Source organism: Streptomyces sp. PL-29, from assembly GCF_058344425.1.
This window is the reverse complement of the sequence record NZ_CP136996.1, coordinates 2,530,964-2,555,267: the sequence shown is the minus strand read 5'-3', so window position 1 is coordinate 2,555,267 and position 24,304 is coordinate 2,530,964. Positions and strand designations below refer to the sequence as shown.

At 71.3% G+C, this 24,304-nt stretch carries 28 protein-coding genes, 1 tRNA gene and 1 riboswitch; of the genes, 20 read left to right on the top strand and 9 right to left on the bottom strand.

Going from position 1 to position 24,304, the window contains the following annotated elements:
- Positions 1-197: 197 nt before the first annotated feature.
- Positions 198-1,526, bottom strand: coding sequence for a nicotinate phosphoribosyltransferase (locus tag R4Z63_RS11715; RefSeq protein ID WP_037923336.1), 1,329 nt, complete (start codon positions 1,524-1,526; stop codon positions 198-200).
- Between the two features lie 80 nt (positions 1,527-1,606).
- Between R4Z63_RS11715 and clpS the strand changes: the two genes are divergently transcribed.
- The 7 genes from clpS (at position 1,607) to R4Z63_RS11680 (ending at position 6,356) form a co-directional block, all read left to right on the top strand.
- On the top strand, positions 1,607-1,921 hold the full coding sequence (clpS, locus tag R4Z63_RS11710; RefSeq protein WP_052030818.1) for an ATP-dependent Clp protease adapter ClpS: 315 nt from the start codon (positions 1,607-1,609) through the stop codon (positions 1,919-1,921).
- A complete protein-coding gene (locus R4Z63_RS11705) occupies positions 1,921-2,532 on the top strand; it encodes a DUF2017 domain-containing protein (RefSeq protein WP_384446155.1) in 612 nt (203 codons plus the stop codon). The genes clpS and R4Z63_RS11705 overlap by 1 nt, the downstream gene beginning before the upstream one ends.
- 320 nt (positions 2,533-2,852) lie before the next feature.
- Positions 2,853-4,292: an amino acid permease gene (locus tag R4Z63_RS11700; RefSeq protein WP_037923342.1), complete on the top strand. Its 1,440-nt coding sequence runs from the start codon at positions 2,853-2,855 to the stop codon at positions 4,290-4,292.
- 122 nt (positions 4,293-4,414) lie between these two features.
- Positions 4,415-4,837 (top strand): M67 family metallopeptidase, encoded by a 423-nt coding sequence (locus R4Z63_RS11695; protein ID WP_384446152.1) that lies wholly within the window; start codon positions 4,415-4,417, stop codon positions 4,835-4,837.
- 77 nt (positions 4,838-4,914) lie between these two features.
- On the top strand, positions 4,915-5,022 hold the full coding sequence (locus R4Z63_RS11690; protein WP_311736929.1) for a putative leader peptide: 108 nt from the start codon (positions 4,915-4,917) through the stop codon (positions 5,020-5,022).
- A 96-nt stretch (positions 5,023-5,118) separates the two neighbouring features.
- Positions 5,119-5,406 (top strand): MoaD/ThiS family protein, encoded by a 288-nt coding sequence (locus R4Z63_RS11685; protein ID WP_037923346.1) that lies wholly within the window; start codon positions 5,119-5,121, stop codon positions 5,404-5,406.
- Positions 5,406-6,356 carry a PLP-dependent cysteine synthase family protein gene (locus tag R4Z63_RS11680; RefSeq protein WP_384446150.1) on the top strand — a complete coding sequence of 317 codons (951 nt, stop codon included), beginning with the start codon at positions 5,406-5,408 and terminating at the stop codon, positions 6,354-6,356. The genes R4Z63_RS11685 and R4Z63_RS11680 overlap by 1 nt, the downstream gene beginning before the upstream one ends.
- Before the next feature lie 159 nt (positions 6,357-6,515).
- On the opposite strand, the gene R4Z63_RS11675 is transcribed toward R4Z63_RS11680, so the two are convergent.
- Together R4Z63_RS11675 and R4Z63_RS11670 are read right to left on the bottom strand one after the other, a co-directional pair.
- Positions 6,516-6,869 (bottom strand): DUF488 domain-containing protein, encoded by a 354-nt coding sequence (locus tag R4Z63_RS11675; RefSeq protein WP_384446148.1) that lies wholly within the window; start codon positions 6,867-6,869, stop codon positions 6,516-6,518.
- Positions 6,869-7,288, bottom strand: a complete 420-nt coding sequence (locus tag R4Z63_RS11670) for a hypothetical protein (RefSeq protein WP_384446146.1) — start codon at positions 7,286-7,288, stop codon at positions 6,869-6,871. The genes R4Z63_RS11675 and R4Z63_RS11670 overlap by 1 nt, the downstream gene beginning before the upstream one ends.
- A gap of 195 nt (positions 7,289-7,483) precedes the next feature.
- Here R4Z63_RS11670 and R4Z63_RS11665 point away from each other — a divergent pair, with 195 nt between their 5' ends.
- Complete coding sequence (locus R4Z63_RS11665; protein WP_037923355.1) at positions 7,484-8,236, top strand: MBL fold metallo-hydrolase; 753 nt, start codon at positions 7,484-7,486, stop codon at positions 8,234-8,236.
- 122 nt (positions 8,237-8,358) lie between these two features.
- On the opposite strand, the gene R4Z63_RS11660 is transcribed toward R4Z63_RS11665, so the two are convergent.
- Complete coding sequence (locus R4Z63_RS11660; RefSeq protein WP_172671356.1) at positions 8,359-9,582, bottom strand: PTS transporter subunit EIIC; 1,224 nt, start codon at positions 9,580-9,582, stop codon at positions 8,359-8,361.
- A 351-nt stretch (positions 9,583-9,933) separates the two neighbouring features.
- Positions 9,934-11,229, bottom strand: a complete 1,296-nt coding sequence (locus tag R4Z63_RS11655; RefSeq protein ID WP_384446144.1) for a PTS transporter subunit EIIC — start codon at positions 11,227-11,229, stop codon at positions 9,934-9,936.
- Positions 11,230-11,459: 230 nt separating this feature from the next.
- On the opposite strand from R4Z63_RS11655, the gene R4Z63_RS11650 reads away from it, so the two are divergent.
- From R4Z63_RS11650 to rdgB, 4 genes are all read left to right on the top strand, one after another.
- Positions 11,460-11,693: a PTS sugar transporter subunit IIB gene (locus R4Z63_RS11650; protein ID WP_030026567.1), complete on the top strand. Its 234-nt coding sequence runs from the start codon at positions 11,460-11,462 to the stop codon at positions 11,691-11,693.
- 245 nt (positions 11,694-11,938) lie between these two features.
- Entirely contained in the window at positions 11,939-12,664 is a 726-nt protein-coding gene (gene rph, locus R4Z63_RS11645) for a ribonuclease PH (RefSeq protein WP_037923359.1), read from the top strand.
- A gap of 99 nt (positions 12,665-12,763) precedes the next feature.
- The gene (locus tag R4Z63_RS11640) at positions 12,764-13,144 is read left to right on the top strand and encodes a hypothetical protein (RefSeq protein ID WP_037923361.1); all 381 of its coding nucleotides are present in this window, start codon (positions 12,764-12,766) and stop codon (positions 13,142-13,144) included.
- Between the two features lie 7 nt (positions 13,145-13,151).
- A complete protein-coding gene (gene rdgB / locus R4Z63_RS11635) occupies positions 13,152-13,766 on the top strand; it encodes an RdgB/HAM1 family non-canonical purine NTP pyrophosphatase (protein ID WP_037923364.1) in 615 nt (204 codons plus the stop codon).
- A 57-nt stretch (positions 13,767-13,823) separates the two neighbouring features.
- Here the strand turns inward: rdgB and R4Z63_RS11630 are convergent.
- A tRNA-Leu gene (locus R4Z63_RS11630) sits at positions 13,824-13,898 on the bottom strand.
- Between the two features lie 212 nt (positions 13,899-14,110).
- On the bottom strand, positions 14,111-14,578 hold the full coding sequence (gene bcp, locus R4Z63_RS11625) for a thioredoxin-dependent thiol peroxidase (RefSeq protein WP_384446141.1): 468 nt from the start codon (positions 14,576-14,578) through the stop codon (positions 14,111-14,113).
- A gap of 110 nt (positions 14,579-14,688) precedes the next feature.
- On the opposite strand from bcp, the gene R4Z63_RS11620 reads away from it, so the two are divergent.
- From R4Z63_RS11620 to R4Z63_RS11610, 3 genes are all read left to right on the top strand, one after another.
- Positions 14,689-15,009 (top strand): DUF3618 domain-containing protein, encoded by a 321-nt coding sequence (locus R4Z63_RS11620; RefSeq protein WP_384446139.1) that lies wholly within the window; start codon positions 14,689-14,691, stop codon positions 15,007-15,009.
- A gap of 43 nt (positions 15,010-15,052) precedes the next feature.
- Positions 15,053-15,394 carry a GroES family chaperonin gene (locus R4Z63_RS11615; protein ID WP_031152325.1) on the top strand — a complete coding sequence of 114 codons (342 nt, stop codon included), beginning with the start codon at positions 15,053-15,055 and terminating at the stop codon, positions 15,392-15,394.
- Between the two features lie 47 nt (positions 15,395-15,441).
- A riboswitch (guanidine-III (ykkC-III) riboswitch) is annotated at positions 15,442-15,511 on the top strand.
- 31 nt (positions 15,512-15,542) lie between these two features.
- On the top strand, positions 15,543-15,863 hold the full coding sequence (locus tag R4Z63_RS11610) for a DMT family transporter (protein ID WP_491522535.1): 321 nt from the start codon (positions 15,543-15,545) through the stop codon (positions 15,861-15,863).
- Between the two features lie 46 nt (positions 15,864-15,909).
- Here R4Z63_RS11610 and R4Z63_RS11605 read toward each other — a convergent pair whose 3' ends face one another.
- Positions 15,910-18,381 (bottom strand): transglycosylase domain-containing protein, encoded by a 2,472-nt coding sequence (locus R4Z63_RS11605; protein WP_384446136.1) that lies wholly within the window; start codon positions 18,379-18,381, stop codon positions 15,910-15,912.
- 206 nt (positions 18,382-18,587) lie between these two features.
- On the opposite strand from R4Z63_RS11605, the gene R4Z63_RS11600 reads away from it, so the two are divergent.
- The 5 genes from R4Z63_RS11600 (at position 18,588) to R4Z63_RS11580 (ending at position 23,981) form a co-directional block, all read left to right on the top strand.
- Positions 18,588-19,391 (top strand): ABC transporter permease, encoded by an 804-nt coding sequence (locus R4Z63_RS11600; protein WP_384446232.1) that lies wholly within the window; start codon positions 18,588-18,590, stop codon positions 19,389-19,391.
- Positions 19,384-20,304, top strand: a complete 921-nt coding sequence (locus R4Z63_RS11595) for an ABC transporter permease (RefSeq protein WP_384446134.1) — start codon at positions 19,384-19,386, stop codon at positions 20,302-20,304. The genes R4Z63_RS11600 and R4Z63_RS11595 overlap by 8 nt, the downstream gene beginning before the upstream one ends.
- A gap of 3 nt (positions 20,305-20,307) precedes the next feature.
- The gene (locus R4Z63_RS11590; protein WP_037923376.1) at positions 20,308-21,288 is read left to right on the top strand and encodes an ABC transporter ATP-binding protein; all 981 of its coding nucleotides are present in this window, start codon (positions 20,308-20,310) and stop codon (positions 21,286-21,288) included.
- Positions 21,289-21,397: 109 nt separating this feature from the next.
- Positions 21,398-22,066 carry a DUF1707 SHOCT-like domain-containing protein gene (locus R4Z63_RS11585; RefSeq protein WP_384446132.1) on the top strand — a complete coding sequence of 223 codons (669 nt, stop codon included), beginning with the start codon at positions 21,398-21,400 and terminating at the stop codon, positions 22,064-22,066.
- 541 nt (positions 22,067-22,607) lie between these two features.
- A complete protein-coding gene (locus R4Z63_RS11580; protein ID WP_384446130.1) occupies positions 22,608-23,981 on the top strand; it encodes a DUF445 domain-containing protein in 1,374 nt (457 codons plus the stop codon).
- Here the strand turns inward: R4Z63_RS11580 and R4Z63_RS11575 are convergent.
- Positions 23,978-24,280, bottom strand: coding sequence for a hypothetical protein (locus R4Z63_RS11575; protein WP_384446128.1), 303 nt, complete (start codon positions 24,278-24,280; stop codon positions 23,978-23,980). The two genes, R4Z63_RS11580 and R4Z63_RS11575, sit on opposite strands and share 4 nt — an antisense overlap.
- Positions 24,281-24,304 lie beyond the last annotated feature (24 nt).

Below are 24,304 nucleotides of genomic sequence, written 5' to 3'. Positions count from 1 at the left end.
AACGCCGGAGCCCCTTCGGCGGGTCCGTCCGACACGCCCTGTGCTGTGGCCGGACGGGTTCACCGCCCCACGGCCTCCGGCACGGCGCCTCGCAGCGGTGTCGGATCGCGCGAGTTCGCCGAGTGCGAGCTGCGGCCCTCCGCCGTGCCATGCACCGCACCGGACGGTACGAGCCGGCACACCTTGCGGCCACAGCCCTAAACGTACTCGGTCGGGATCACCGCCTCGCCCCGCGACAGCTGGGTCGCCGACAGCGGCAGACCCGCGCGCGCCGCGCGGTGGCGGTCGCGGGCCGTCTCCAGCGGCTCGCGGGCGACCACCTCGCCGGCCTTGACCAGGTGCGTCAGCAGCTGCTGGTCGGCCAGGGCCGAGGGAACCGGTCCCACGCCGATCACCTCCGCCGCCGCGACCCCGTCGGCGTCCCGGCGGCGGGCCGCCCACTTGCGGCCGCCGATCGAGGTCTTGCCCCCGGTGGACTTCTTCGCCACCGGGGCCAGCGCCGCCTTCGGGTCCGCCGAGGTGGCGCGCGCCACCAGCTTGTAGACCATCGAGCACGTCGGGTGCCCGCTGCCCGTCACCAGCTGCGTGCCCACGCCGTACGCGTCCACCGGGGCCGCCGCCAGCGAGGCGATGGCGTACTCGTCCAGGTCCGAGGTGACCACGATCTTCGTCGCGGTCGCCCCCAGCTCGTCCAGCTGCTGGCGCACCCGGTGGGCCACCAGCAGCAGGTCCCCCGAGTCGATCCGTACGGCGCCCAGGTCGGTGCCCGCCACCTCGACGGCGGTGCGCACCGCCTCGGCCACGTCGTAGGTGTCCACCAGGAGGGTGGTGCCGCGCCCCAGCGAGGCCACCTGCGCGGTGAAGGCGTCCCGCTCGCTGTCGTGGACCAGGGTGAAGGCGTGCGCGCTGGTGCCGACGGTCGGGATGCCGTACCGGAAGCCTGCCGCCAGGTCGGAGGTGGAGGCGAAGCCGCCCACGTACGCGGCCCGCGCCGAGGCGACGGCCGCCAGCTCGTGCGTGCGCCGGGCCCCCATCTCGATCAGCGGGCGGTCGCCGGCCGCGGAGGACATCCGGGAGGCGGCCGCCGCGATGGCCGAGTCGTGGTTGAGGATCGAGAGGATCACCGTCTCCAGCAGTACGCACTCGGCGAAGCTGCCCTCCACCCGCAGGACCGGCGAGCCGGGGAAGTAGACCTCGCCCTCCGGATAGCCCCAGATGTCGCCGGAGAAGCGGTACGAGGCCAGCCAGTCCAGCGTCCGCATGTCGACGACGGCCCGCTCGCGCAGGAACTCCAGCACCGCGCCGTCGAAGCGGAAGTTCTCCACCGCGTCCAGCACCCGCCCGGTCCCCGCGACCACACCGTAGCGGCGCCCCTCGGGGAGCCGCCGGGTGAACACCTCGAAGACCGAGCGGCGGTCGGCCGTGCCGTTGGCCAGGGCGGCCTGCAGCATCGTGAGCTCGTAATGGTCCGTGAAGAGCGCTGTCGACGGCACGTCCACCGGCAGGCCCAGGTCCGCAGGGTTCATGGCGGCGATGCTAGCGCACATTTCGTCAAAGTGACGAGATGTGGGTCCCGTTTGTGCAACCGCCCCGTCGCGATGGCAGCATGGGACGAGTGAGTGTTGCTCCCATTGAGATCGAACGCACCGAATCGGCCGAAGAGACCTTCGCGGTCCCGGAACCTGACGTTCCCTGGGTGACCCTGGTGCACAACGACCCGGTCAACCTCATGAGCTACGTGGCGTACGTGTTCCAGGCCTACTTCGGCTACTCCAAGGACGTGGCGCACAAGCTGATGCTGGACGTCCATCACAAGGGGCGGGCGGTCGTGTCCAGCGGCACCCGCGAGGAAATGGAGCGCGACGTGCAGGCCATGCACGGCTACGGCCTGTGGGCGACCCTCTCCCAGGACCGCAACTGATGGGCCGGAACACCGGGATGTTCGAGTCCCTGAAGGGCGGCGGCGCCGCCATCGCGCTGGACGAGATCGAGATCTCCATCCTGCGCTCCCTGGCCGTCCAGATGCTGGAGCTGATCGGCCCCGGCGACCCCGAGCCGGCCGAGGACGCCGACCCCCTCGCCGCGCTGTTCGCCGAGGGCCCCAGCGAGCCGCCGTCCGATCCGGCGCTGGCCCGGCTCTTCCCCGACGCCTACGGCTCCCCGGACGGCACCGGCGACGAGGGTGTGGACCCGGCGGAGCTGAAGGCCCGCGCCGCGGAGTTCCGCCGGTACACCGAGCATGACCTGCGCGCCCGCAAGCGCGATGATGCGCTGGCCCTCGTCCGCAGCCTGGACGGGCTCACCCCGGCCGGTGACGGGGCGGCCGTGCTGGAGCTCACCGGCGAGCTGCCGTTGCGCTGGCTCGGCGGGCTGAACGACCTGCGCCTGACCCTCGCCGCCCGGCTCGACATCACCGAGGACGACGAGAGCGCCGCGCTCTTCCGGCTGCCGGACGAGGACCCGCGCAAGCCGATGGTGATGGCGTACCTGTGGCTCGGCGGACTCCAGGAATCCTTGATCGAAACCCTCTGAGGATCTTCAAAAGCACGGCATTGTTCGCTCAGCGGACGCTCAAATCCGGATAACGATCAGATCACCGCCATGCGGTGATCTGTCATGATCGTTGATGTTTGTCCGGAAAATTTGATGTGGTGCGCCACTTTTCTCCCCCTCGGGCGGCCGTGGGTACGTGATAGATCTTCACGACCGCCGGAGAGACGCCACCCATGTCTCCCGGCCTGCTTGGACCGGCAGACCGCCGGCGTGCAACTCCATCCGTATCCGGGGGGATCGAGGACCCGATCCGCAGCCAGCGAAGGCGCGGGTCGGCAGTGGAGAAAGGCGCACCAGACATGACCTCAGTGCAGGTCGAGCAGCACGGCAACACGCCCGGCGAGGGCACCCGGGACGACGGTGGCGAGGGGTACCACCGGACGCTCGGCGCCCGCCAGATCCAGATGATCGCGATCGGCGGAGCCATCGGCACCGGCCTCTTCCTGGGCGCCGGCAAGGCGATCTCCAAGGCCGGCCCCAGCCTGATCCTGGCGTACGCGATCGCGGGCCTGGTCATCTTCGTCATCATGCGGGCCCTGGGCGAGCTGCTCATGTACCGCCCGGTCTCGGGCTCGTTCTCGGACTACGCCCGCGAGTTCCTCGGCCCGTTCTGGGGCTATGTGACGGGCTGGACGTACTGGCTGTTCTGGGTGGTCACCGGCATCACCGAGGTCACCGCCGCCGCGCAGTACATGTCGTACTGGACCCACGACAGCGTCCCGCAGTGGGCCTACGCGCTGATCTTCACGATCGTCCTGTACGGCGCCAACCTGATCTCCGTGAAGCTCTTCGGCGAGCTGGAGTTCTGGTTCTCCATGGTCAAGGTCACCGCCATCGTCGGCATGATCCTGATCTGCGCCGGCATCCTCACCATCGGTTTCTCCGACGCCGCCGAGACCGCCTCCGTCGCCAACCTGTGGAACGACGGCGGTTTCTTCCCCAAGGGCATCGGCGGCACGCTGATGACCCTGCAGATCGTGATGTTCGCCTTCCTCGCGGTCGAGCTGGTCGGCGTCACCGCCGGTGAGTCCAAGGACCCCGAGAAGACCCTGCCCAAGGCCATCAACACCGTGCCGTGGCGCATCGCCGTCTTCTACGTCGGCGCGCTCATCATGATCCTCTCGGTCGTCCCGTGGACCCACTTCCAGCCGGGCGTCTCGCCCTTCGTCGCCGCCTTCGAGCGCATGGGGCTGGGCATCGGCGCCGCGATCGTCAACTTCGTCGTCCTCACCGCCGCCCTGTCCTCCTGCAACTCGGGCATGTACTCCACCGGCCGCATGCTGCGCGACCTCGCGCTCAACGGCCAGGGCCCGAAGGTCTTCACCAAGCTCACCCGGAGCGGCACCCCGCTCGTCGGCACCACCTTCTCCGCCGCGCTGATGCTCGTGGGCGTCTGGATCAACTACGTCGCCCCCGGCAAGGCCTTCGACTACGTGGTCTCCTTCGCCACCATCTCCGGCATGTGGGCCTGGATCATGATCCTGGTCTGCCAGATCCGCTACCGGGCCAAGGCCGACCGCGGCGAGCTGCCCGGGTCGAGGTTCCGGGCCCCGGGAGCGCCGTACACCAGCTGGTTCGCGCTCGCCTTCATCGCGATGGTCATCGTGATGATGGGCGCCGACAAGGACGCGCGCGTCTCGCTCTACTGCGCCCCCCTGTGGGGCGCCGTCCTGGGCGTCTCCTACCTGGTCATGAAGAACCGCGATCCCCGCGGAGCCGCCTTCACCAAGGCGTCGTGACAGCGGCTCCCGGCCGCCTGTCACGGCCGGGAGCCCTGCTCCCGTGGACATCCTGTCCACCATGCGGGCCCTGTCGTACCACCCCTCGGTACGGCAGGGCCCGTCTGTTTATCCTGTCGCTCATGCTGACCCTCACCCAGGCCCTGTACGACCGGATCGTCGAGCACGCCCGCCAGGACCACCCCGACGAGGCGTGCGGCGTGGTGGCCGGCCCGGCGGGCACCGGCCGCCCCGAGCGGTTCATCCCGATGCTCAACGCGGCCCGCTCGCCCACGTTCTACGAGTTCGACTCCAAGGACCTCCTCACGCTCTACCGCGAGATGGACGACCGCGACGAGGAGCCGGTGATCGTCTACCACTCGCACACCGCGACCGAGGCCTACCCCTCGCGCACGGACGTCACCTACGCGAACGAGCCCGGCGCGCACTACGTGCTGGTCTCCACCGCGGACAAGGACGGGCTCGGAGAGTTCCAGTTCCGCTCGTACCGGATCGTCGACGGCGTGATCACCGAGGAAGAAGTGCAGGTCGTCGAGACCTGCTGACCATCATGTGAGCGGACGTCGTCCACGATGCGGGATCACACTCCAAACCGGGGACCGGGAATCGTTAACATGACCGCATGGTTTCCCACGACGTGAGCATCGAGACGCCCGGCAGGCTGCTGCTCGTGGCGCGGCTGCACGTCGACCTGTGCCGCCTCGCCAGCGCCATCTGTCCTGCCGCCTGAGCACCGGAGCCCCCGCATGCGGGGGCCCGCACGAACGCGCGCCCGCTTTCCCCCGCACACCTGCCACGCCCACGCCCTGACGACTGGAGCCCAGCCATGGCCATCGAGGTCCGCATCCCCACCATCCTCCGCACCTACACCGACGGCCAGAAGGCCGTGAACGGCGAGGGCGCCACGCTCGCCGACCTCTTCGCGGACCTGGAGACCCGACACAACGGCATCCGAGAGCGGCTCGTCGACCAGGCCGCCGGCGGCCAGCTGCGACGCTTCGTGAACGTCTACCTCAACGACGAGGACGTCCGGTTCCTCGACGGCATCTCCACCGCGCTCAAGGACGGCGACAACGTCACCATCCTCCCGGCCGTGGCCGGCGGATCGAAGTAATGCGCTACGACTCCCCGCTGGCAGCGGTCGGCAACACGCCGCTGGTCCGGCTGCCCCGGCTGTCCCCGTCGGAAGACGTCCGGATCTGGGCCAAGCTGGAGGACCGCAATCCGACCGGCTCGATCAAGGACCGCCCGGCGCTCCACATGGTCGAGCAGGCCGAGAAGGACGGCCGGCTCCGGCCGGGCTGCACCATCCTGGAGCCCACCTCGGGCAACACCGGCATCTCGCTGGCGATGGCGGCCAAGCTCAAGGGCTACCGCATCGTGTGCGTCATGCCGGAGAACACCAGCCAGGAGCGGCGCGACCTGCTGGCCATGTGGGGAGCCGAGATCATCTCGTCGCCGGCCGCCGGCGGTTCCAACACCGCCGTCCGGGTGGCCAAGGAACTGGCCGCGGAGCACCCGGACTGGGTGATGCTCTACCAGTACGGCAACCCGGACAACGCCGGCGCGCACTACGCCACCACCGGCCCGGAGATCCTCGCCGACCTCCCGTCGATCACCCACTTCGTGGCCGGCCTGGGCACCACCGGCACCCTGATGGGTGTCGGCCGCTACCTGCGCGAGAACGTTCCCGGAGTGAAGATCGTCGCGGCCGAGCCGCGCTACGACGACCTCGTCTACGGGCTGCGCAACCTCGACGAGGGCTTCGTCCCCGAGCTGTACGACGCCTCCGTCCTCACCACCCGCTACTCGGTCGGCTCCTCGGACGCGGTCACCCGCACGCGGGAGCTGCTCCAGCAGGAGGGCATCTTCGCCGGCGTCTCCACGGGCGCCGCCCTGCACGCGGCGATCGGCGTCGGCCGCAAGGCGGCGGCCGCCGGCGAGACGGCCGACATCGTCTTCGTCGTGGCCGACGGCGGCTGGAAGTACCTCTCGACCGGCGTCTACACCGCGGCGACGACGGAGGGGGCCATCGAGGTCCTCCAGGGCCAGCTCTGGGCCTAGGGCCTGCTCGGCGGATCATGCTCCGGGTTCCGGGTTCCGGGTTCCGGGTTCCGGGTTCTGGGCTCTCGGCCCCGAGGACTTGGGGCGTGACCGGCGGCGGCCCCCGGGCCGGGCCCCGCCGGCGGGGCCCGGCAACAGCCCTGCGCGGCGGCCGGGCCGTCAGGCCGAAAGGTGTTCCGCGAGGACGGCGGCGTGACTGGAGCCCGGATCCCTGACCGCGGTCAACAGCGTCACCGGCCCGGTCCCGGCCAGGCCCCGCAGGCGGGCCAGCTCCGCCACCGCCTCCGGCTCCGCCAGCTCCGCCTCGTACCGCCGGCGGAACTCGTCGGCCGAGCCCCCGTCGTGGAACCACTTGCGCAGTTGCGTCGACGGGGTGACCGCCTTCGGCCACTCGTCCACGCCCGCCGCCGCCTTCGCCAGGCCTCTCGGCCAGAGCCGGTCCACGAGCACCCGCAGCCCGTCCGCTCCCGGCTCCGGGGGGTCGTACACCCGCCGCAAGCGGATCTCCGGCATCACCGACCGCCTCCCAGTCCCTTGACCTCGTCCCACACCGCCGGGTCCAGCATCCCCAGCCGGGCCCGGAACTCCCACAACGACACCTCCTCCGGCCGGTCCGCCTCCAGGAAGGCCGCGCGGCCCTGCGCCCCCACCGTCCCCGGGGGCAGTGGGATGACCCCGGCCCGCCGGTCGTCGTACTTCGCGGTGATCCACGCGACCCGCGCCCGGTGCTCCCGTGTCGGTCCCACGCCCAGGACGAGGCAGGTCCGGCCGTCCGCCAGGGTCCACAGTTCACCCGCCCGCGGGTGTGGCGGCCGACCGGGACCGTGCGCGGGCGGGGTCCGGCGCGGGACCCCCAGCCGCCCCCCGGCGATCAGCATCACCAATGCCAGGGCCACGACGGCGGCCACCGCGGGCCACCAGGACGTGTCCATGTTCCGACCGTAGCCGCGCGGGCCGACCGCGGCACGGCAACCTTCGTGCCCGCCGTCGCTCCCCCGGGTGACAGCGCAGGTGATTCCCCCCACAACGGCCTGCCGCGGAGGAGCGACCGGACGTTTCGCGCCTTACGCTCGACCCACGCACGGCCCGCATTCCGTCCACGGACCGTCCACGGAGGTTCACGCTCCATGAAGCTCACCGTCGTCGGCTGTTCGGGGTCGTTCCCGTCCGCGGAATCGGCCTGTTCGAGCTACCTCGTCGAGGCCGACGGCTTCCGGCTGCTGCTCGACATGGGCAACGGTGCCCTCGGCGATCTCCAGCGCCACTGCGGTCTCTACGACCTCGACGCGATCTTCCTGAGCCATCTGCACGCCGATCACTGCATCGACATGTGCGCGTACTTCGTCGCCCGCTTCTACCGCCACGAGGGCGGCCGCTGCGGCACCATCCCCGTCTTCGGGCCCGAGGGCACCGAGAAGCGCCTGACCACGGCCTACGACGACGTCCCCGACGAGCGCTCGATGAGCGAGGTCTTCGACTTCCGCACCCTGAAGTCCGGAGCCTTCGAGATCGGCCCCTTCCAGGTGCGCACGGAGCGGGTCGCGCACCCCGTCGAGTCGTACGCCATCCGCATCGAGCACGGCGGACGCTCGCTGGCGTACTCCGGGGACACCGGTGCCTGCCCCGAGTTGGGCCGGCTCGCCGAGGGCGTCGACCTCTTCCTCTGCGAGGCCTCCTTCACGCACGGCAAGGAGGACATCCCGGACCTCCACCTCAACGGTCGCGAGGCCGGCGCGTACGCGCACGGCGGCAACGTGGGGCGGCTGGTCCTCACCCACATCCCGCCGTGGACGGATCCCGCGCAGAACCTGGCCGACGCCCGCGCGGTCTACGACGGCCCGGTGGACCTGGCGTACGCGGGCGCGGTCTACGAGGTCTGAGCGCCACCGGGTCCCCGGCGACGCCCGCTCGTTCCCTCGCTCCCTCGCCCGCACGCCGAAGCCCCCGCCCTCCCGGAGAGGGGAGAGCGGGGGCTTCGGCGGGTACGGGGCGTCCGGCCTGCCTACTTGGCCTCGGCCTTGACCAGCTCGGCGAGCTCCTCGTCGGACTCGCGGCCCGGCGTGGGGATGTTGAACTTGGTGATCGCGAAGCGGAAGATCACGTAGTACAGGACTGCGAAGCACAGGCCCACGATCGCGAGCCCCAGCGGGTTGGTGGCCTTGCCGAGGTTCAGCAGGTAGTCGACCGCGCCGGCCGAGAAGCCGAAGCCGTCCTTCATGCCGAGGCCCCAGGTCAGAGCCATGGAGACGCCGGTCAGGACCGCGTGGATCGCGTAGAGCACCGGCGCGATGAACATGAAGGTGAACTCGATCGGCTCGGTCACACCGGTGACGAAGGCGGTGAGCGCGAGGGAGAACATCATGCCGCCGACGACCTTGCGGCGCTCGGGGCGGGCCGCGTGGGTGATCGCGAGGCAGGCGGCCGGGAGGGCGAACATCATGATCGGGAAGAAGCCGGTCATGAACTGGCCCGCGGTCGGGTCGCCGTGCAGGAAGCGGGCGATGTCGCCGTGGTAGTCGGTACCGCCGTCGTTGTACGTGCCCGCCTGGAACCACGGGAAGGAGTTGAGCAGGTGGTGCATGCCGATCGGGATGAGCGCACGGTTGGCAACACCGAAGATGCCCGCGCCGACGGCGCCGGAGCCGACCAGCCACTCGCTGAAGCCGTGGATGCCGGTGCCGAGGACCGGCCAGATCAGGCCGAAGACGATGCCGATCGCCAGGCCGGCGAACGAGGACAGGATCGGGACGAGGCGGCGGCCGCCGAAGAAGCCCGCCCAGTCCGGCAGCTTGGTCCGGTAGAACTTCTGGTACAGCAGGGCCACGACGATGCCCATCACCACGCCGCCGAGGACGCCGGCGTTGACCGGGGCGTCAACGTGGACGATCTTGCCCTCCACGACCTTGGCGACCTTGGGGAGGTTGCTGTCGGTGAAGGTGGCGAGCACCTTCTGGAAGACCAGGTAGCCGGCGACGGCCGCGAGCGCGGTGGAGCCGTCCGACTTCTTGGCGAAGCCGATCGCGATGCCGACACAGAAGAGCAGGGCCATGTTGCCGAGGATGGCGTCGCCGCCGGCGGCCATGTATCCGGCGAGCTTCTGGACGAAGTCGGGGAACGAGGCACGTGCCAGCATGTCGTCCTGGCCGAAGCGGACCAGCAGCGCGGCGGCGGGCATCACGGCGACGGGGAGCATGAGGCTCCGGCCGATGCGCTGCATGACGGCCATCACGCCAGCGCCCTTCTTCTTCTCCGCCGCGGGGGCGGTAGCCGTGGACACAACTTCCTCCAGTGGGCAAGGCGACGCCGACAGGGAAAGACGGGGGGCGGCGACGTCTCAGAAATGGGGGTACGCGGGCTCGAACAGGTCCGCGTGGTCTACACCAATCGTGGTGTAGACCAGTTGTAGCACGGTGGGGGATAGATAAGGAACCTTCGTTTTCCTGTGGTCTACGCCACACGGAGCCGGGGTGTTCGGGGCCTCCTCGACGCCCGGACTCGCGGAGCGGGTGAAGGCCCTCGGATCCGTGATCCGAGGGCCTTCGGTGGCCGCGCCGAACGGCCTTGTCCGCCAAGCCGGTTAGGCCTTGGTGTTCTCCGCCCGCATCGCCTCGATCTCCTCGTCCGACTCCCGGCCGGGCGTCGGGATGTCGAATCTCGTGATCGCGAAGCGGAAGACGACGTAGTAGACGACCGCGAAACCGAGCCCGATCGGGATGATCAGCCAGGGCTTCGTCGCCAGCCCCCAGTTGATGACGTAGTCGATCAGGCCCGCCGAGAAGCTGAAGCCGTCGTGGACGCCGAACGCCCAGGTCACCGCCATTGACACGCCCGTCAGTACTGCGTGGACCGCGTACAGCGCGGGCGCGACGAAGAGGAAGGAGTACTCCAGCGGTTCGGTGATTCCGGTGACGAACGAGGTCAGGGCCACCGACAGCATCAGACCGCCGACCTCCTTGCGCCGCTGCGGCTTCGCGCAGTGCGTGATCGCCAGCGCCGCCGCCGGTAGGGCGAACATCATGATCGGGAAGAAGCCGGTCAGGAACAGGCCCGCGTCCGGGTCGCCGCTGAGGAACATGTTGATGTCGCCGTGGACCACCTCGCCGTTCGGCTTGGTGTAGCTGCCGAACTGGAACCACACCGGCACGTTCAGGAACTGGTGCAGGCCGATCACCAGCAGTGCGCGGTTGGCGACGCCGAAGATGCCCGCACCCCAGTAGTCCAGCCCCACCAGCCAGTCGGAGAAGCTTTCCAGCGCCTCGCCGATCGGCGGCCAGACCCACAGGCAGAGCGCGGCGAACGCGATCGCCACGAAGGCCATGATGATCGGGACGAGCCGGCGGCCGTTGAAGAAGCCGAGCCAGTCGACGAGCCTGACCCGGTGGTAGCGCTGCCAGAACCAGGCGGCCAGCAGGCCCATGACGATGCCGCCGAAGACCCCGGGATTCTGGAACGTGTACTGCGCGAAGGTGTCGTCCTGTCCCAGGCAGCCGCCCCCGACGTCCTTCGTCCCCTCGGGGCAGGGCACGGGGAAGGCGCGCAGGACGCTGCGGTAGACGAGGAAGCCGGCCACCGCCGCCAGCGCCGTCGAGCCGTCGGCCTTCTTCGCCATCCCGATCGCGACGCCGACGCAGAAGAGGAGGGGTAGCCCCAGGTCGGCGTTCAGCAGGGCGCCGCCCGCCGCGGCCATCACCTTGGCGATCTGCGACCAGACGCCGGTGCCCTCGGCGTCGATCAGTCCCAGCCGGTTCAGGATGCCGGCCGCGGGCAGCACCGCGATCGGCAACTGCAGGCTCCGGCCCATCTTCTGCAGTCCCTGATACAGGGTGTTGCGCCGGGATGGTCCTGGTACTGCGGCGGCGCTGCTCGCACTCATCGGCGTCTCCCTGACCGGGCCGGGTTTTTGGCTGCGGCAGCAGTAGCGTGCACACTGGTGTAGACCAGTTGTGGGTAGGTTGCTGCTGATCGTCATCATTCGGCAGGGACCGGACACGCGCTCGCGTAGATGGGCCAACCGTGCGTTACCGTGACAACGCGGGCCGTGCGGGTGGGCATCCATGTTCCGGCCGCTGAGACTCGTTCTTCGCATCACTCAGGGAGAAACACATGGCCACCAAGGCTGAGAAGATCGTCGCCGGGCTCGGCGGCATCGAGAACATCGAAGAGGTCGAGGGCTGCATCACCCGCCTGCGCACCGAGGTCGTCAACCCCGACCTGGTCGACGAGGCCGCCCTCAAGGCCGCCGGCGCGCACGGCGTCGTCCGGATGGGCACCGCGGTCCAGGTCGTCATCGGCACCGACGCCGACCCGATCGCCGCCGACATCGAAGACATGATGTGATCCGGACTCCCTGAGTCCGGGCCGCTCGGCCCGAAGCCACGACGGACCCCGTCCCGGAACCCCCGGACGGGGTCTTCGCGTAGCGGGGTGCGGGCGGTCGGCCTGCCGCCCGGGCCGGGGCCGGCGGGCCCCGGCGCCGCGCCGCGTCCCCGGCGCCGCTGTCCGGCACCGCGGCACCGGTACCCGCTCCTGCCGGTTCGGCCCGACCCGCGAGGCACCGTCTGCCACCCACTAGGCTCGGACCCATGTCTCGCATCGACGGCCGTACGCCCGAACAGCTCCGCCCGGTCACCATCGAACGCGGATGGAGCAAGCACGCCGAGGGCTCCGTCCTCATCTCCTTCGGAGACACCAAGGTCTTCTGCACCGCCTCCTTCACCGAAGGCGTCCCGCGCTGGCGCAAGGGTAGCGGTGAAGGCTGGGTCACCTCCGAGTACTCGATGCTGCCGCGCTCCACCAACACCCGCGGCGACCGCGAATCCGTCCGCGGCAAGATCGGCGGCCGCACCCACGAGATCTCCCGCCTCATCGGCCGCTCGCTGCGCGCCGTGATCGACTACAAGGCCCTCGGCGAGAACACCATCGTCCTGGACTGCGACGTCCTCCAGGCCGACGGCGGCACCCGCACCGCCGCCATCACCGGCGCCTACGTCGCCCTCGCCGACGCCGTCGCCTGGGGTCAGAGCAAGAAGCTCATCAAGGCCGGCCGCAAGCCCCTCACCGGAACCGTCGCCGCCGTCAGCGTCGGCATCGTCGACGGCGTCCCGCTCCTGGACCTCTGCTACGAGGAGGACGTGCGCGCCGAGACCGACATGAACGTGGTCTGCACCGGCGACGGCCGTTTCGTCGAGGTCCAGGGCACCGCCGAGGGCGAACCCTTCGACCGCAAGGAACTGAACGCCCTCCTCGACCTCGCCGCCGGCGGCTGCGCGGACCTCGAAGCCCTCCAGCTCGGCGCGCTGGAACGCTAGTCGGCAACCGGCGGACGCCCTCCGGCGTCCTACGGACCACGGGCGCACGGTGTCACAGCCGTGCGCCCGTCCACGTACACGTCCTCTCGGGAGAACCGCATGAAGCTCCGCATAGCGGCAGTAGCCGTGGCCGCCGTCCTGACCATCCCGGCCCTTTCCGCCTGCGACGCCATCTCCACGGCGATGGACTGCGCGAACACGGCGGTCGCCATCACGGACGGCGCGAACGACCTCCAGCAGGCCGTCTCCCAGGCGGGCGACAGCCCCCAGAACGCCATGAACGCACTCGACCAGATCGAGACGAACCTCAAGAAGATCGGCGACCAGACGGACAACGCCGACCTGGGCAAGGCCATCGACTCGATGAACTCGGCCGTCAAGAACGTCCGCACGGCTATCGAGAGCGGCAACCCCACCCCGGACATCACCCCGGTCGCCGACGCCGCGAGCGAGATCTCCAAGGTCTGCACCCCGGGATAATGAGGGCATGACCTCGACGCCCAGCAGCCTGATCCTCGCGACCCGCAACGCGGGCAAAGTCTCCGAACTGCGCGGCATCCTCGCCGACGCCGGCCTGCCCCACGGGCTGGTCGGCGCGGACGCGTACCCGGAGATCCCCGACGTCAAGGAGACCGGCGTCACCTTCGCCGAGAACGCCCTCCTCAAGGCCCACGCCCTGGCCCGGGCCACCGGGCTGCCGGCGGTCGCCGACGACTCGGGCCTGTGCGTGGACGTCCTGCACGGCGCCCCCGGGATCTTCTCCGCGCGCTGGGCCGGCCGGCACGGCGACGACCGGGCCAACCTCGACCTGCTCCTGGCCCAGCTCGGAGACATCGCCGACGAGAACCGCGGCGCCCACTTCTTCTGCGCGGCGGCCCTCGCCCTGCCGGACGGGACCGAACGCGTGGTGGAGGGCCGCCTCCTGGGCACCCTGCGCCACACCCCCTCGGGCACGGGCGGCTTCGGTTACGACCCGATCCTCCAGCCCCTCGGCGAGACCCGCACCTGCGCGGAACTGACCCCGGCCGAGAAGAACGCCATCTCCCACCGGGGCCAGGCCTTCCGCGCCCTGGTCCCGTTCATCCGGGCCCTGCTGCCCTGACGGGCGGACACGTCGAAGGGCGGTGCCCCTCGTGAGAGGGGCACCGCCCTTTCGCTGTGGGCCCGGTGGGACTCGAACCCACGACACACCGGACCTAAACCGGCGCCCTCTGGCCAGCTGGGGTACGGACCCGTGCGACCACCTTACTGGTCGTCGGCGGCAGTCCGTTGCGAAGGGACGTCCTTCCGCGGCCGCTCGGCGAGGGGCGGAGTCCGGCTGTGGCGCGACGGGCACAACTGCCGAAGCCCCGACGGGCGGTTGTCCGGCCTTCCGCCGCCGACGTGGCCGACCTCGTCACGCGGTGGTGTGCCGTTCCCCTGCGGCCCGCTCCGGGAGGACGGGGCTCAGATGCCCAGGTCCTTGATGATCTTGGCTACGTGGCCCGTCGCCTTCACGTTGTAGAAGGCGTGCTCGACCTTGCCCTCCTCGTCCACGACCACCGTGGAGCGGATGACGCCCGTGACCGTCTTGCCGTACAGCTTTTTCTCGCCGAACGCCCCGTATGCCGCCAGCGTCTCCTTCTCCGGGTCGCCGACCAGGGTGACCTTCAGGTGCTCCTTCTCGCGGAACTTCGCCAGCTTCTCCGGCTTGTCCGGGGAGACGCCGATGACGTCGTAGCCGGCCGAGGCCAGGACGTCCAGGTTGTCCGTGAAGTCGCACGCCTGCTTCGTGCAGCCCGGTGTCAGGGCCGCCGGGTAGAAGTAGACGATGACCTTGCGGCCCTTGTGGTCGGCGAGCGAGACCTCGTTGCCGTCCGCGTCGGGCAGGGTGAAGGCGGGGGCGGTGTCGCCCGGCTGGAGTCGCTCGCTCATCTCACAGTCTCCTCGGAAGGGGAACGGTACGTCACGAGACTAAGCTGACAGACTGTTCACGGCGGACCACGCCCCCACACGATGACGACCACGACGACGGAGGCAGCGCGGTGTCGGAAGCCAGGACCCCCGCACAGATCGAGGCGGATATCGTCCGCCGCCGCGAGCAGCTCGCCGAGACGCTCGACGAGATCGGCGTGCGCGTACACCCGAAGACGATCATCGGGGACGCGCGGGCCCGGGCGGCCTCGACCGTCGACCAGACCGCGGGCCGTGCCGTCGCCGCGGTGAACCGCCTCGTGACGGACCTGCGCGACGGTCTGCGTCACGAGGACGGCAGCCCGCGCATCGAGCGCGTCGTGCCCGTCGCGCTGCTCGCGGTCGGCGTGGTCGGCCTGCTCGTGGTCTCGGCGCGCCGCAAGCGCGGATGACCCTGGACGGTACGGGACCGGTGAGGACAGGTAGGTTCGGGGCGTGAGCGACAACACCACCCACGACAAACTGCCCATCCGCATGCTCCACGACCGCGTGCTCGTGAAGTCCGACCTGCCCGAGGGCGAGCGGCGTTCCGGCGGCGGCATCCTGATCCCGGCGACGGCCGCCGTGGGCAAGCGGCTGGCCTGGGCCGAGGTCGTCGCGGTCGGGCAGAACGTACGGACCGTCGAGCCCGGGGACCGGGTGCTCTACGACCCCGAGGACCGGGCCGAGGTCGAGGTGCGCGGGGCGACGTACGTGCTGATGCGCGAGCGGGACCTGCACGCCGTGGCCGCGGAGCGGCTGGAGGGGTCGGAGGACTCCACCGGGCTGTACCTCTGATCCGACGCACGGCGGAAGGGCCGGTGGCCGAGGCCACCGGCCCTTCCGCCGTCTTTTGCTACGGTGGGGGAGAACCCGACGAGACGCGCCGTACCGGGTAGGAAAAGACGACGCACCCCGTACCGCTCGACGTCTCGGAGGTGCCGTCATGGCCTGGGTTCTTCTTCTTGTCGCCGGTCTGCTCGAAGTCGGCTGGTCGATCGGCATGAAGTTCACCGAGGGCTTCACCCGGCTGTGGCCCAGCGTGTTCACGGGCGCCGGCATCGTGGCCAGCATGGTGCTGCTGTCGTACGCCGCGAAGACCCTGCCCATCGGCACGGCGTACGGGGTGTGGTTGGGCATCGGGGCCGCCGGTGCGGCCGTGCTCGGTATGGCGGTGCTGGGTGAGCCCGTCACCGCCGCCCGGATCTTCTTCATCTGTCTGCTGCTGGTCGCCGTGGTGGGGCTGAAGGCGACCTCGGGCCACTGACCCCCGGCCGCCCCGGTCACTCCCCGGTCCTGCGGTCACTCCTCGGTCACTCCAGGAACGCGGACGGCGGGCGGGGGCCTCCGATCGTCCCGCCGCCGTCCCAGCCGCCCCCGCTTGCGCCGGTGCCCGTTCCGCCCCGGGGGCCGGAGGTGGTGGCGCCCTCGTCGTCCCGGCCGGTGCCGCCGCCGTCCTGGCCGCCCTGGGTGCGGCCTCCGGTGTCCCGGCCCCCCTGGGCCTGGCCGCCGTTGTCGCGGCCGCCGCCGCCGTCCTGGCCGCCGTTGTCCCGGCCGCCCTGGGTGCGGCCCCCGTCGCCCTGGCCGCCGTTGTCCTGGCCGCCGGACGGCGGGGTGGGCTGCTGGGACGGGGACGGGGTGTCCTCGCCGGGCGTCTCCCGCGGGGACTCCGGCTGCCAGGAGGGCGGCGGGGGCTGCGCGGCGCCCGGCTGGAGGTCGAGTTCGAAGTCGACGGGGTCGGTGCCCTCCAGCGCGCTCTTGGTGTACGCGGCCCAGATGCGGGCCGGGTAGCCGCCACCGCCGATGCGGGGCTCGCCGAGGGCCCCGTAGAGCGACTCCAGACTGCCGGTGTCCGGGTCCTGGCCCATCATCGCGACCACGGTGACCAGGTTCGGGGTGTAGGCCGCGAACCAGGCCGAGCGGTCCAGCTCGGCCGTGCCGGTCTTGCCCGCGGCCGGGTGTCCGGCAGCGAGGGCTGCCGTACCGGTGCCGTTGTCCACGACGCTGACCAGCATGGACGTGGTGGTGTCGGCGGCTTCGCGGCTGATGGCCTGAACGGGGGTGCGCTCCGGCAGGGGGACCGTGTCGTCGCCCTTGGCGATCTCCTCCAGGAAGGTGTAGGGGGTGCGCCGGCCGTGGTCGGCGAGGGTCGCGTATGCCTGGGTCATGTCGAGGACGCTGGCCTGGAGGGTGCCCAGTGCCATGGCCGGGCCGACCACGAAGTTCGGCGTGTCCTCGGGGATGCCGAGGTCGATGGCCGTCTTCTTGACCCTGGCGGTGCCGACGTCGACGGCCATCTGGGCGTACACGGCGTTCACCGAGAGGTCGGTGGCGGTGCTGACCGTGATGTTGCCGTAGGAGATCTGGCCCTCGTTCTCCGGCGCGAAGCGGATCCGGCCGCCGACGACGGGGCGCTTGTTGTCGCCGTTGTAGACGGTGTGGGGGGTGATCCTGCGGCCGTCCTGGGTGCGGGAGTCGTTCTCCACGGCGGCCGCGAAGACGAACGGCTTGAAGGTGGAGGCGACCTGGTAGTCGTGCCGGGTCGCGTTGTTCACGTACTGCCTGGTGTAGTCGAGCCCGCCGTACAGGGCGACGACCTTGCCGGTGGCCGGGTCGATGGAGACCCCGCCGGCCCGCACCACCCGGTCCGCCGGGTGCGCCTCGGGGTCGAGCTTGCCGAGCATCCGGTCCTCCACGGCCTCGACGAAGTCGGCTTGGAGGCGCCGGTCGATCGTGGTGGTGATCCGGTAGCCGCCCTCGGCGAGGGTCTTGTCGTCGAGGATCTCGCGGTCGAGGATGAACTCCTTGACCGCTTCGACGAGATAGCCGCGCTGGCCGGACAGTCCGGCGGCGGCCCGGACCTTGCCGGGCTCGGGGAACTGCGTGGTCGCGCGTTCGGCACTGCTGAGCCAGCCCTTGGTGACCATGCCGTCGAGGACGTAGTTCCAGCGGGCGAGGGCGCGGGCACGGCTCTGCGGGTGGGAGACGACGTCGAAGGCGCTGGGGGAGTTGAGCAGGGTCGCGAGGTAGGCGCCTTCGGCGGTGGTGAGGCGGCCGACCTCCTTGCCGTAGTACGCCTGGGAGGCGGCCTGGATGCCGTAGGCGTTGCGGCCGAAGTAGCTGGTGTTCAGGTAGCCCTCGAGGATGTAGGCCTTGGACTTCTCGCGACCGAGTTTGATCGCGATGAAGAACTCCTTGGCCTTGCGTTTGATCGTCTGCTCCTGGCCCAAGTAGTAGTTCTTGACGTACTGCTGGGTGATCGTCGACCCGGACTGGGTGCCCTTGCCGGTGGCCGTGTTCCAGGCGGCCCGGACCATCGCCTTGGGGTCCACGGCCCGCTCGGAGTAGAAGTCCCGGTCCTCCGCGGCCAGTACGGCCTCCTGGACGGTTCGCGGGATCTGTGAGAGGGCCACGTTGACCCGGTTGACCTCGCCGTCGCGGGCGAGCTGGGAGCCGTCGGAGTAGAGGTAGACGTTCGACTGCGCGGTCGCGGCGGCATTGGCCGGAGGGATGTCGACCAGTAGGTAACCGGCCACGAGTCCGCCGCCGATCAGGAGGGCGAGGAGCAGTACCGCGCCGAGGACCATGCGCCAGGTGGGCAGCAGGCGGCGCCATCCGGTCCGCCCGCGGCGGGCTTTCCCGCCCGGTCCGCCGCCCGGCCCGGGAGGCCGCGTCCCGGGCCGCGTCCGCCCGCGGGCCGACTGCCGGGCCCGCGGGTCGAGGGCGCCGGGCGGGGTGTCCGGGTCTCGAGGGGTCCAGCCCGCGGGTGGTGACTGGTCGCTCATCTCCAGGACTCCTCGACGCTGTACGAAATATCCACTTCTGTACCTCATGGTGTCTACCCGATGGCCGGTGACCACCGCCCCGGACGGGGGTAAATCGGTCGCGTGGCTCGCCCCTCCGCACTAAGCTCACGCGCTTTGGCCGACCTGGCCGACCTGGCCGACGTAGGAACGACGCGGAAAACGGAGGGGATACGGTGCGCCAGAGAGTGCGCCTCTACGCGGCGGTCGCGGCCGGCGGTTTCCGCCGCTACGCCACCTACGGGACGGCGACCGCCGCGGGCGTGTTCACCAACACCGTGTTCGGGTTCATCGTCGCGTTCACGTACATCGCCCTGTGGGACCAGCGCCCGGGGCTGGGCGGCTACGACCAGGCGCAGGCCCTGGCCTTCGTCTGGGTGAGCCAATCGCTGCTGGCCGCGGGAGCCCTGATCGGCGGCGGCTTTCAAGAGGAGCTCCAGGAGCGGGTCCGCACGGGCGACATCGCCGTCGACCTCTACCGGCCCGCGGACCTCCAGATGTGGTGGCTCGCGGCCGACCTGGGCCGTGCCGCCTTCCAACTGCTGGGGCGCGGGCTGGTGCCGCTCGCGGCGGGGGCGCTGGCCTTCCGGCTGGCGCTGCCCCCGGATCCGTGGCGCTGGCTGCTGTTCCTGGCCTCCGTCGGACTCGGGCTGGTGGTGAGCTTCGCGGTGCGCTACCTGATGGGGCTGCTGGCGTTCTGGCTGCTGGACGGTTCCGGGATCAACCTGATGATGACCGTCGTCTCGATCTTCTGCTCGGGGATGCTGCTGCCGCTGACCGTCCTGCCCGGGGCCTTCGGTGCGTTCGTGCGCATGCTGCCCTGGTCGGCGATGCTCCAGGTCCCGATGGACGTGCTGCTGGGGGTGAACTCGGGGGCCGGGTACGCGGCCGGCGCGCTGGGCTTCCAGATCTTCTGGGTCCTCGTACTGCTGGGCGCCGGGCGGCTGTTGCAGGCGGCGGCGACGCGGAAGGTGGTGGTCCAGGGTGGCTGAGGTCACGGGTGCTGCGGGGCCTGCCGGGGCTGCCGGGGCTGCCGGGGCTGCGGGGGCGGTACGGGAGCGGGAGCATGCGGACCTGGTGGCGCCCCGGGTGCGCGGCCGGGTCCGGGAGGGGCTGCGCGGCTACGGCCTGATCGTCGCCATGTGGATGCGGGCGACCATGACGTACCGGATGTCCTTCGTCCTGTCGACGCTGGGCAATGCGGCGATCACGATGCTGGACTTCGCGGCGATCTCCATCATGTTCTCGCACGTGGACGTCCTCGGCGGCTTCACCCTGCCCGAGATCGCCCTGCTGTACGGGTCCTGCTCGGCGTCCCTGGGGCTCGCCGACCTGCTGCTGGGCAGCACCGACCGGATCGGCGCCCGGATTCGCGACGGTTCGCTCGACACCATGCTGGTGCTGCCCGTCCCGCTGCTCGCGCAGGTCGCGGCCGATCGTTTCGCGCTGCGCCGACTGGGTCGGATCGCGCAGGGGCTGGGGGTGCTGGGCTGGGCGCTGTCGTCGCTGGACGTGGACTGGACGGTCGGGAAGGTGCTGCTGATGCCGGTGATGCTGCTGGCGGGCGCGGCGATCTTCGCTGCGGTGATGGTGGCCGGAGCCGCCTTCCAGTTCATCGCCGGGGACGCGGCGGAGGTCCAGAACTCCTTCACCTACGGAGGCTGCACGATGCTGCAGTACCCGCCGACGGTCTTCGCGACGGAGCTGCTGCGCGGGGTGACCTTCGTCGTCCCGCTGGCCTTCGTCAACTGGCTGCCCGCGCTGTACGTGCTGGGGCGGCCCGATCCGCTGGGGCTGCCGGGGTGGGCTGCGTTCCTGAGCCCGCTGGTGGCCGTGGCGGTGTTCGTGCCCGCGTCGCTGGCCTGGCGCGCGGGAGTTCGTTCGTACCGGAGCACGGGGAGCTGAGCCGTGGGTGACGATGCGCTGATCTCGCTGGACGGGGTCGAGAAGGTCTTCGACGTACGGCGCCGGGTGGGCCTGCTGCGCCGGGAGAAACGCCGGGTCAGGGCGGTGGACGGCATCAGTTTCGCGGTCGCGCGGGGCGAGATGGTCGGCTACATCGGGCCCAACGGGGCCGGGAAGTCCACCACGATCAAGATGCTGACCGGGATCCTCACGCCGAGCGGCGGACGGCTGCGGGTCGCGGGCATCGACCCGGCGCGGGAGCGGGTCCGACTCGCACAGCGGATCGGGGTGGTGTTCGGGCAGCGCACCACGCTGTGGTGGGACCTGCCGCTGAAGGACTCGTACCGGCTGATGCGGCGGATGTACCGGGTGCCGAGGGCGCGGTTCGAGGAGAACCTGGACCGGTGCGTGGACCGCCTCGACCTGGCGGAGCTGCTGGACGTCCCGGTACGCCAGCTGTCGCTCGGGCAGCGGATGCGCGGGGACATCGCCGCGGCGCTGCTGCACGATCCGGACGTGCTGTACCTGGACGAGCCGACGATCGGGCTCGACGTGGTGAGCAAGGCCAAGGTGCGGGGCTTCCTGCGGCAGTTGAACGCGGAGCGCGGCACCACCGTGCTGCTGACCACGCACGACCTGCAGGACATCGAGCAGCTCTGCGAGCGGGTGATGGTGATCGACCACGGGCGGCTGATGTACGACGGGGCCCTGGACGGCCTGCACGCGGCGGGCTCGGCGGGTTCGGCGGGGGAGAGCGAGCGGATGCTGGTGGTGGACCTGGAGCGGGAGCTGGCGCCGATCAGCGTGCCGGGGGCGCGGGTGGTGAAGGTGGAGGGCCCCCGGCAGTGGCTGGCGTTCCCGGCGGGCACGTCGGCCGCGCCGCTGGTGTCGGCGGTGGCGGCCCGGTACCCGATGGTGGACCTGTCGGTGCGGGAGCCGGACATCGAGGACGTGATCGCGAAGATGTACGCCGGGCGGGGCTGACCGGGGCGCAGGTCGGGGGCGGGTCAGGGATGGTTCAGGGGAGAGTCGGGGGCGGCCTCAGGGCCCCGGACCATACAACTCCCGCGCGCCGGTGCATAGTCTGGTGCACATGAGTGACGAGCGGCCGGAGAAGCCGTTGCCGGAGTTGAGGGCGTCGGATGCCGACCGGGACCGGGTGGTGGAGCGCCTTCGGGACGCCGTCGCCGAGGGTCGGCTCGACATGGAGGAGTTCGAGGAGCGACTGGAGGCGGCGTACAAGTCCCGTACGTACGCGGAGCTGGAACCGCTGACGGCGGATCTGCCGGCGGTCGCGGGGCAGGCCGCGCCGGCCCCGGTCCCGTCCGCATCGGCGCCGGCGGCCGGCGCGCCCTGGCCGGGCCGGATCGGCGGTACGGGCTCGTCGGCGCTGGCGGTCGCGGTGATGTCGGGCTTCCAACGCAAGGGCCGCTGGACGGTCCCGCCCCGCTTCGATGCGGTGGCCTTCTGGGGCGGCGGCGAACTGGACCTGCGCGAGGCGGACTTCGCGCAGCGCGAGGTGGTGATCAACTGCGTCGCGGTCATGGGCGGCATCGAGATCACGGTGCCGCCGGGGGTGGACGTGGACGTCCGGGGCTTCGGCTTCATGGGCGCCTTCGACCAGCGCGACAGCCCGGGCCCGACCCAGCCGGGCGCTCCGCGGGTGGTGGTGACGGGCTTCGCGTTCTGGGGCGGTGTCGAAGTCAAGATCAAGAAGCCCAAGCGTCCCTTGGGCGGCCCGTCCCTCCGCAAGGAGCTCTGAGCTTCCGGGGAGGCCGTCCCCGCGGTCGGTGGTTCGGCCGGAGCGTCCGCCCGCGCGGCACGCCGCGGGGGCGGGAGGGGCGCGCCCGCAGGGCGAGCGAGCACCGCCCCGTACGGGCCGTTCCGGCCGTACGTGCGAGCCGAGGAGGCACCCCGCGCGGGGCGCCACCGCGCGCCGGATCCTGTGCGGGCCGCTGCTTCCACCCGGCTCCCGCCACGTCCCCCGCAGGGGCGGGCACGAGAGGCCGGGCGGACCGGGACCGTCTCCCCCGCGGGGGCGGTACGGCGGGTCGGGCCCACTCGGGCCCGCTCCCGCAGGAGCGGACGGGCGGTCCGGTCCGGACGGGGACCGTCGGCCCCGCGGGGGCGGCCCGGCGCGTCCGGACCGGGACCGTCACCCCCGCGGGGCGGAGAGCCGGGCCCGGGCCGTCCGGACCGCTGCCCCCGCGGGAGCGGAAGGGCGTGGCGGGAACTCCGCCGCCCTCTCAGGAGTCGGATGCTATGCAGACAAACCGGCACGCCCCCGGGGAAGGCAGGAGCACGTGGACAACCGCAGCACAACCGGCGACGGCGCCGGCGGCGCAGCCGCCGGTACGGCCGGCGGCACCGCCCCGCCACCACCACTGCCGCCCTCGTCCCCCGCCCGCGGAGCATTCGTGTTCAACGCCGCCGACGAGGAGCGCCGCCGCGGCGTCCGCCGGATGAAGGCCACCGCGACCGGCCTCCTGCTCCTGGTCGCGCTGGTGTACGTACTGGCCACGTACGCCCAGCACGCCTGGGGCGCCGGTGGCTGGGCCGGCTACGTCGCCGCGGCTGCGGAAGCCGGCATGGTCGGCGCGCTCGCGGACTGGTTCGCCGTCACCGCCCTCTTCAAGCGGCCGCTCGGCCTGCCCATCCCGCACACCGCGATCATCCCGACCAAGAAGGACCAGCTCGGCGTCACCCTGGGCGAGTTCGTCGGCGAGAACTTCCTCTCCGCCGACGTGGTCCGGGCCCGCCTCCACGCCCTCGGCATCGGCGGCCGCCTCGGTGCCTGGCTGGCCGAGCCCGCGCACGCCGACCGGGTCACGGCCGAACTGGCCACGGCCCTGCGCGGCGCACTGACCGTCCTGCGGGACTCCGACGTGCAGGCAGTGGTCGGCGAGGCCATCACCCGGCGGGCCGAGTCCGCCGAGATCGCGCCGGGCATCGGCAAGACCCTGCAGAAGATCGTCTCGGACGGCGGTCACCGCCGCGCCGTCGACCTCGTCTGCGCCAAGGCGCACGACTGGCTGGTCACCCACGGAGACTCGATCACGGACGCCGTCCAGGGCGGAGCCCCCGGCTGGACCCCCCGGTTCGTCGACCGCAAGGTCGGCGAGCGCGTCTACAAGGAGCTGCTCCGCTTCGTCACGGAGATGCGGGACATGCCCGAGCATCCGGCGCGCGCGGCGGTCGACCGCTTCCTGCGTGACTTCGCGGCCGACCTGCAGTCGGACACGGCGACGCGCGCCAAGGTGGAACGCCTCAAGTCCGAGATCCTGGCCCGCGACGAGGTCCAGGACGTCATCGCCTCCGCCTGGTCCGCGATCCGCTCGATGATCATCTCGGCGGCGGAGGACGAGCAGAGCGAGCTGCGTCTGAGGGTCCGCGCCTCGCTGATCTCCCTGGGCGCGCGCCTGGCCACCGACGGTCGCCTCCAGGCGAAGGTGGAGGGCTGGATCGAGGGTGCGGTCGTCTACGTGGTCACCACCTACCGGGCAGAGATCACCTCGCTGATCACCGACACGGTGGCGGCCTGGGACGCCGAGCACACCTCCCGCAAGATCGAGGCCCACATCGGCCGCGACCTGCAGTTCATCCGCATCAACGGCACGGTGGTCGGCGCCCTGGCGGGCCTGCTGATCTACACGGTCTCCCGCGCCTTCGGTGCCTAGCGCGGCGACCTCGGAGCGCCGCGGATGCCGAGGAGCGCGAGGGTCGCACCGCCGGTCAGCGCGGTGCCGGTCCCGGCGAGCGGGTCCGCGGTGGGCGGGGCGGCGTACAGCACGGCGGACACGGCCTGCTGCCGGGCATCGGACGGGCCGGTCTGTGGCAGGTACACACCCGGTAGGAGCCGCTGCCCGGGGCCTCCGCGGCGGCTGCGGCCGCTGATGGTGGCGGCCGGGACGCCGGCCTGCCGGAGCTGGTGGTGGGTGGTCGTGTTCAGCTGGCGTCGGGCGAAACGCGTGTTCATGGCCCCGGTATGCCCGGTCGCGGG

What these genes read in the sequence shown, in the direction of transcription:
- R4Z63_RS11715 (WP_037923336.1), bottom strand. Translation starts at nt 1,526, where the DNA reads ATGAACCCTGCGGACCTGGGCCTGCCGGTGGACGTGCCGTCGACAGCG.
- clpS (WP_052030818.1), top strand. Translation starts at nt 1,607, where the DNA reads ATGGGACGAGTGAGTGTTGCTCCCATTGAGATCGAACGCACCGAATCG.
- R4Z63_RS11705 (WP_384446155.1), top strand. Translation starts at nt 1,921, where the DNA reads ATGGGCCGGAACACCGGGATGTTCGAGTCCCTGAAGGGCGGCGGCGCC.
- R4Z63_RS11700 (WP_037923342.1), top strand. Translation starts at nt 2,853, where the DNA reads ATGACCTCAGTGCAGGTCGAGCAGCACGGCAACACGCCCGGCGAGGGC.
- R4Z63_RS11695 (WP_384446152.1), top strand. Translation starts at nt 4,415, where the DNA reads ATGCTGACCCTCACCCAGGCCCTGTACGACCGGATCGTCGAGCACGCC.
- R4Z63_RS11690 (WP_311736929.1), top strand. Translation starts at nt 4,915, where the DNA reads ATGGTTTCCCACGACGTGAGCATCGAGACGCCCGGCAGGCTGCTGCTC.
- R4Z63_RS11685 (WP_037923346.1), top strand. Translation starts at nt 5,119, where the DNA reads ATGGCCATCGAGGTCCGCATCCCCACCATCCTCCGCACCTACACCGAC.
- R4Z63_RS11680 (WP_384446150.1), top strand. Translation starts at nt 5,406, where the DNA reads ATGCGCTACGACTCCCCGCTGGCAGCGGTCGGCAACACGCCGCTGGTC.
- R4Z63_RS11675 (WP_384446148.1), bottom strand. Translation starts at nt 6,869, where the DNA reads ATGCCGGAGATCCGCTTGCGGCGGGTGTACGACCCCCCGGAGCCGGGA.
- R4Z63_RS11670 (WP_384446146.1), bottom strand. Translation starts at nt 7,288, where the DNA reads ATGGACACGTCCTGGTGGCCCGCGGTGGCCGCCGTCGTGGCCCTGGCA.
- R4Z63_RS11665 (WP_037923355.1), top strand. Translation starts at nt 7,484, where the DNA reads ATGAAGCTCACCGTCGTCGGCTGTTCGGGGTCGTTCCCGTCCGCGGAA.
- R4Z63_RS11660 (WP_172671356.1), bottom strand. Translation starts at nt 9,582, where the DNA reads ATGGCCGTCATGCAGCGCATCGGCCGGAGCCTCATGCTCCCCGTCGCC.
- R4Z63_RS11655 (WP_384446144.1), bottom strand. Translation starts at nt 11,229, where the DNA reads ATGAGTGCGAGCAGCGCCGCCGCAGTACCAGGACCATCCCGGCGCAAC.
- R4Z63_RS11650 (WP_030026567.1), top strand. Translation starts at nt 11,460, where the DNA reads ATGGCCACCAAGGCTGAGAAGATCGTCGCCGGGCTCGGCGGCATCGAG.
- rph (WP_037923359.1), top strand. Translation starts at nt 11,939, where the DNA reads ATGTCTCGCATCGACGGCCGTACGCCCGAACAGCTCCGCCCGGTCACC.
- R4Z63_RS11640 (WP_037923361.1), top strand. Translation starts at nt 12,764, where the DNA reads ATGAAGCTCCGCATAGCGGCAGTAGCCGTGGCCGCCGTCCTGACCATC.
- rdgB (WP_037923364.1), top strand. Translation starts at nt 13,152, where the DNA reads ATGACCTCGACGCCCAGCAGCCTGATCCTCGCGACCCGCAACGCGGGC.
- bcp (WP_384446141.1), bottom strand. Translation starts at nt 14,578, where the DNA reads ATGAGCGAGCGACTCCAGCCGGGCGACACCGCCCCCGCCTTCACCCTG.
- R4Z63_RS11610 (WP_491522535.1), top strand. Translation starts at nt 15,543, where the DNA reads ATGGCCTGGGTTCTTCTTCTTGTCGCCGGTCTGCTCGAAGTCGGCTGG.
- R4Z63_RS11605 (WP_384446136.1), bottom strand. Translation starts at nt 18,381, where the DNA reads ATGAGCGACCAGTCACCACCCGCGGGCTGGACCCCTCGAGACCCGGAC.
- R4Z63_RS11585 (WP_384446132.1), top strand. Translation starts at nt 21,398, where the DNA reads ATGAGTGACGAGCGGCCGGAGAAGCCGTTGCCGGAGTTGAGGGCGTCG.
- R4Z63_RS11575 (WP_384446128.1), bottom strand. Translation starts at nt 24,280, where the DNA reads ATGAACACGCGTTTCGCCCGACGCCAGCTGAACACGACCACCCACCAC.